This is a genomic window from uncultured Thiodictyon sp. (assembly GCA_903837595.1).
GTDB lineage: Bacteria > Pseudomonadota > Gammaproteobacteria > Chromatiales > Chromatiaceae > Thiodictyon.
The window spans coordinates 1-5,720 of sequence record CAILVI010000565.1 but is presented as its reverse complement, the minus strand read 5'-3'; the positions used below and the strand labels follow the sequence as shown (position 1 = coordinate 5,720).

At 62.1% G+C, this 5,720-nt stretch carries 5 protein-coding genes; 4 read left to right on the top strand and 1 reads right to left on the bottom strand.

Annotated elements, in window-relative coordinates; translation table 11 throughout:
* Positions 1–1,394 (bottom strand): hypothetical protein (locus QZY44_RS34800; RefSeq protein WP_295458814.1); only part of this gene is annotated, 1,394 nt, incomplete at its 3' end.
* A 147-nt stretch (positions 1,395–1,541) separates the two neighbouring features.
* Between QZY44_RS34800 and QZY44_RS34795 the strand changes: the two genes are divergently transcribed.
* The 4 genes from QZY44_RS34795 to QZY44_RS34780 form a co-directional block, all read left to right on the top strand.
* A complete protein-coding gene (locus QZY44_RS34795; RefSeq protein WP_365305916.1) occupies positions 1,542–3,116 on the top strand; it encodes an undecaprenyl-phosphate glucose phosphotransferase in 1,575 nt (524 codons plus the stop codon).
* 96 nt (positions 3,117–3,212) lie between these two features.
* Positions 3,213–3,932, top strand: coding sequence for a polysaccharide biosynthesis/export family protein (locus QZY44_RS34790; RefSeq protein ID WP_295458808.1), 720 nt, complete (start codon positions 3,213–3,215; stop codon positions 3,930–3,932).
* 114 nt (positions 3,933–4,046) lie between these two features.
* The gene (locus QZY44_RS34785) at positions 4,047–5,120 is read left to right on the top strand and encodes a glycosyltransferase family 4 protein (protein ID WP_295458806.1); all 1,074 of its coding nucleotides are present in this window, start codon (positions 4,047–4,049) and stop codon (positions 5,118–5,120) included.
* A partial coding sequence (locus QZY44_RS34780; protein WP_295458803.1) for a cellulase family glycosylhydrolase occupies positions 5,113–5,720 on the top strand: 608 nt, incomplete at its 3' end. The genes QZY44_RS34785 and QZY44_RS34780, both read left to right, overlap by 8 nt.

Sequence of the window (5,720 nt, the reverse complement as noted above, 5' to 3'; positions counted from 1 at the left end):
GGCAGGGCGAAGGAATACCAGATCTGCGCTGGCAGTGAATGCTCCGACAGGTCGCCCGCGCGCGCTGCATAGACGATGCGCACCTCGGCCAGCACCTCGGCGGTGCGACCCGCGGCGGCTGGGGCATAGGCAAAGCAATCGATACGGTACTCGCGCTTCGGTTGCTCGAACGCCAGGCCGCCGCAGTCGTTGCGACCGCCTGGCTGGAGGCGCCGGGCGGTGGCGAGATCGATCCCCCAGAGGCGTGGGATATCGTTGGCTTGGTAGTCGCCAAACAGGGCCTTCCCCAAGAGCGCCCGCGGCGACAGGTCAGCGCTGACGCCCAGGCGCAAGCGCTCGGGAATCATCGCCACGGCCCAGGCATCGGACCACCGATCACCGATCGTGCGCAGGAAGCCCGCGAAGTCGGACGCGATCTTCGCATAGGCACCCGGCAGGGGGCCAGCGGTGGCCCCGCGCCGCGCCGGGTCCAATGCGTGGAAACGACGCCCGACCTGCTCGAAATAGTCGCCAACGATTTGACTTGGTCCGCCGAGGTCGGCGGCGCCCAGGCCGAGCGCTGATAGCCGCGGAAACCCGTCGGGCCGATCCGGGTTGAGGCCATCGGCGATGGTGCGCATCAACCGTTGCGCCGCCGCAGTCAGTTGGGGCGCGCGACCAAGCGCCGCGGCACTGGCCCAGAGCGCAGGGTCGGCCGGCAGCGGGTCCGGAGGCAGGGCACGCAGCCGCGCGACCACTTGACCGGCCTCGGGGAGTCGCTGCGGCAAGCGCGACCACTGAAAGTCGCCGGCTTGACTAAAGACCTGCTGCGCTTCACTTAAGGCATCAATGGCCGCGTCAACGGTGGCTGCACCCGTTCCTTGGCGCTGCGCCAGGGCCAGCGGCAGGATGAGGCACAGGGTGAAGAGCAGGCTCAGTGGTGCGACACGCGTCGTCCAGTCGCTGTCCGGATGGATGCGAGCCAGACGCGGCGCCAACGCCAACACACCGGCCAGGGTCGCGATGGCCAGGGCATGCAGCTGGGGCGCTGGCAGCCAGGCAGGACTCAGCAGGGCCGCACCGGCCGTCAGCGAGGTACCCACTGCCAGAGCCAACGCCCAGAGTCGCGGCCACAGCGGTCCCGGCCGGCGGCGGCCCGCGCTCACGATCGCCCAGGCCAGCGCGGCCGCACCCACGGCGGCCACCCAGGGCGGCACCAGGACCAGCGTGTAATGGGAGCGCAGCGCGGCGCTGCTTTGCACCGTCACCAGGACGAACAGCAAGGCCAACAGGGAGACCCATGAAAGCAGCGTCGCCGGCAGGCCGAGCGTCCCGATGCGAGCAAGCACCGACCCCGCCGCCAGTGGCGCTGGGATTTCCGACTGCCGCTCATCATGCCCAGCACCACTCATCAAGGTTCACCCCTCCTCGCCCATGCTACGCCCAAGGTTCTGGCCCGCGCCAAGAAATAGCTTATATCCTACCAAAAGGAGCGGTCACGGTGGCCAGGCACTGCCGCGCCGGCCGGGACTGGTTGGCCTAGTTAACAGATTGACATCCCGATGCAAATGTGCTGCGATTTCAGACCGGCCCGTAGTCAATCCCCGTTGATTATGCCGGCGCCGGGTCGACCCGAAGGGGATTGCAGCCCCAAGGTTCATCGGACCACCTCAGAAAGAGTTAGCCACATGCTGCAATCCTCCTTACCGGGGTTCTCGCTCGCCGCCAACCGTTACTCACCAAGCAGCCGCTTGGTGGCGGGAATCGGCAAACTGATCGATTCCAGTCTGATTGCACTGTGCCTGGCCTTAGCGATTGGCGTCTGGACGCGCCCGTGGTCAGAGACCTACACGATTGCTTTGCTCCTTGCCATCATTGCCTTCACCAGCTTCGCGGGGATCGTGGGACTCTACCGCCAGTGGCATGGTGAGCAGGTGGCCCGCAAATATGCGCGCGTCTGGACGACCTGGGTGGCCACGGTATTCGTGTTGTTTGCGGCGGCCCACCTCTCGAATACCACGGGACTTTCCCACGTCGCCGAGGTGCAGTGGCTGGTGACGACGCCGCTCGCCCTGTGTGGCTGGCGCTTCATCGCCGTCCTATTGTTCGCCCGCCTGGTGAAGCGCGAGGAATATCAAAGAAAAGTAGTCGTCTGGGGTCGTGGTTCGACCGCTGACCGACTGGTCACGGCGATCTGCGAGTCGCCGCAACTGGGGCTTACCTTGATCGATCATGTCGTTATTAGTGAGCGTGATAGTGATCGCCGCGACGACGATAGCCAGGGTGATGACGCCCCAGCACCGCCGCCCGATGCCATCTTTGCCGACCTGATACAGCGGGCCCGGCGCGGTGATTTCAACATCCTTTACATCGCGCGCCAGGGCTTTTCCAGCGAGCGCCTCGCCGACTTCATCGACCGTCTGTCAGACACCACCGTCTCGGTTTATCTCGCACCCGACTTTTCTACCATCGACCTTTTCCAAGGACATTGGTCAGCCCTTGAAGGCATCCCGCTGATCAGCGTCTTTGAGACCCCGTTTTGGGGGGTCGACGGCGACCTGAAGCGGATCGAGGACATCGTCTTGTCGGTCCTGATTCTGGCCGTTGTCGGCGGCCCGATGTTACTGATTGCGCTGCTGATAAAGCTCAGCTCGCGCGGCCCAGTCTTATTCAAACAGTGTCGCTATGGGCTCGCCGGGGCGCCCATCGCCGTGCTGAAATTTCGCACCATGACCGTCGGTGAGAACGGTGCCGTCATTGTGCAGGCCAAGCGCAACGATCCTCGCGTCACGCCGCTGGGCCGGTTACTGCGGCAGTGGTCTTTGGATGAGCTACCCCAGTTCATCAATGTACTGCGCGGCGAGATGTCCATCGTCGGCCCCCGGCCACACGCCGTCGCCCATAATGAGTTTTATCGCTCGCGCGTCAAAGGCTATATGCTCAGACACAAGGTAAAACCAGGAGTCACCGGCTGGGCTCAAATCAATGGCTGGCGCGGCGAGACCGATGAGCTTTATAAAATGGAGAAGCGCGTCGAATACGACTTTTGGTATATTCGCAATTGGTCACTCGGGCTCGACCTCAAGATCATCCTTTTGACCACTCTGCGTGGGTTTAGAGGAAAAAATGCCTACTGAACTTTTTCTGCTAAACTTCACAAGACAACTTGAATATCTGCGCCGCCGGACAGAGTTCAGCGGGGAAGATCAACTTCACTGTGTGTAAGAGACTTCATGAGGTTTTTGTCCGCATTTCTTTTGTTGCTGTGCCTGCTGCTGGCGGCCTGTGTCGGCTCCATTCGCCCCCAGGAACGGCACGCGCAAGGATTTTTGCCCTGGACCGAGGAACAGTCCGCCTATCGCTTCATGCCCGGCGACGAACTGGACGTGAAGCTGATCTACAATCCCGAATTCAGCGATCGGGTCATTGTCGCGCCCGATGGCACGATTGAACTCGCACTTATCGGCCCGGCGCGGGCGCTCGACCGTTCCGTGCCGGAGTTGGCCAACGAGCTGCGGGAACGCTATGCCCATGAGCTACGTCGCCCGGAATTGAACGTGGTCCCCCGACAGTTCGGATCGGAGCTGGTGTATGTCGGCGGGGAAGTCCAGCGTCCTGGCGTGTTCAAGCTGGTACATCGCATGGGAGTGCTCGAGGGCATCATTGAGGCGGGAGGATTCCTCGACACCGCCCGCACCAATCAAGTGGTGCTGATTCGGCGCACCAGCGACAACAAGCCGATGCTGAAGGTTATCAATGTCCACGACATCATTGAGGGCAAAGCTCGCGCCGATGAAAATAACGTTCCGCTGCACCGCTTCGATGTCGTTTTTGTTCCCAAATCCACCATCGCTGAAGTCGACCTGTGGATTGATCAGTACCTCAATCGCAGTCTGCCGTTCTCGCGAGCCTTCAATTACACGGTCAATCGTAATTCTCAGGGGTATTTCTGACGTCCTATGTGCAGCCAGGCTCACCAGGTTCCAGCATGCGCCGTCTCGCCGCCGCTCAAGCGTGCGATCCGTGTCACCCATTTCGGTCCAGGCGGGATGCGTGGTCGCGGTGGCATGGGGCGTTTTCTGGTCTATCTGCTTTCCGCCATCGCGCGTGACCACCCCGAGGTACAGTGCGGCGTGGTCGATAGCTACGGTCCTGGCCCGCGGGCGCTGATGCCGTTCTGGTTTGCCGCCGCGCTGGCGCGGCTGATCTGGCAAGGTCACTGGCAGAAAACGGATGTGGTACATATCCATATGGCCGCATTCGGGAGTGCCGCGCGAAAATTGATCTTGGCAGCAGTCGCCCGGCGCCTGGGGCTGCTGGTCGTACTACATCTGCATGGCTCGAGGTTGGCCGACTTCATTGATGGCCTGTCGCCGCGGCGGCGGGGGTGGCTGGTGCGTCAACTCACCGCTGTCGATCGGCTGGTCGTGATCGGTCACTATTGGCAAGACTACCTGACCAGGCGTCTAGGCATCCCGACGGAACGTGTGACGATCATTTTCAATGGTGTCCCTGATCCGGGCTGGCGCAGTGACACTCGCGCGACGCCTGCTTCGGCTGGCCGTGAACCCGAACCGAAGCCCTGTAAACTCTTGGCCTTGGGCGAACTTGGGCCGCGCAAGGGTACCCCAGAGATTCTGTCTGCGCTGGCTACTCCAGACCTGCAACAGCGCGCATGGGTTGCGACCCTTGCCGGTAACGGCCTGGTGGCGCACTATCGGGCGCAACTGCGGGGGCTGGGCCTGGCCACGCGCGTGAGCCTCCCGGGTTGGTTGGGGGCTGACGAGGCCCGAGGCCTGCTCGCTCAGAGTGATATTTTGCTGTTGCCGTCGCGTTGGGAGGGACTGCCGATCGCCATTTTGGAGGCCATGGCGGCCGGTGTAGCAGTGATAGCCACCCCGGTCGGCGCCGTTGCCGATGCGATTACGAACGGTGAAACCGGCCTATTGACAGCGCCCGGTGACGTGTCCGCCTTAGCCGAGGCGATCGTGCAACTGATTGACGACCCGAAGCTCAGGAGTCGACTGGTCTTGGCCGCCCGCAAGCGCTTTGAGCGTTTGTTCAGCATCGCTCGTACGGCGGATCGGGTCGTCGGCTTGTATCGCTGCTTGATGAAACCGGAGGCACGTGACGATGACTAACTCGGTACGCTGGGTATATGGGTTGATGCTCCTGATCTGCATCGCGGTTGGAATCGCGCCGGGGGCCGTTGAAGCGGCGAGCACGCCGGCGTTGCAGCGCGGGGTCAATCTGAGCCATTGGCTGCAATATTGGGGCCGCCAACCGGTGGTGGCGGCCGATATGGCGATGATCAAGAAGGCCGGCTTCGATCATGTGCGGATCCCTTTTAACCCCGAAGCACTGGGCTGGAATCCGGATGCTACAACCCCAACAACGGATTGGACGGCGCTGGATCAGGCGATGAATCTTGCGTTGCAGGCACAGTTGGCTGTCATCCTCGATTTTCATCCCGAAAGTGAGTTACATAATCGTATAGAAACGCAAGACAGTGTCCAGCAGGCCTTTCTTGATTTCTGGCAGCAAATGGCCCGGCACTACGCGGCGAGTCCGGTATCCGAGGTGGCGTTTGAAATACTCAATGAACCACAGTATTACCAGGATGATGGCGGGGCGCGCTGGAATGCCGTACAACAACAGGCGCTGTTGCGGGTCCGCCAGTCCGCGCCTTCCCACTTGGTGCTGCTCTCCGGTAATCGCGGGGGAAGCATTGCCGGACTCCT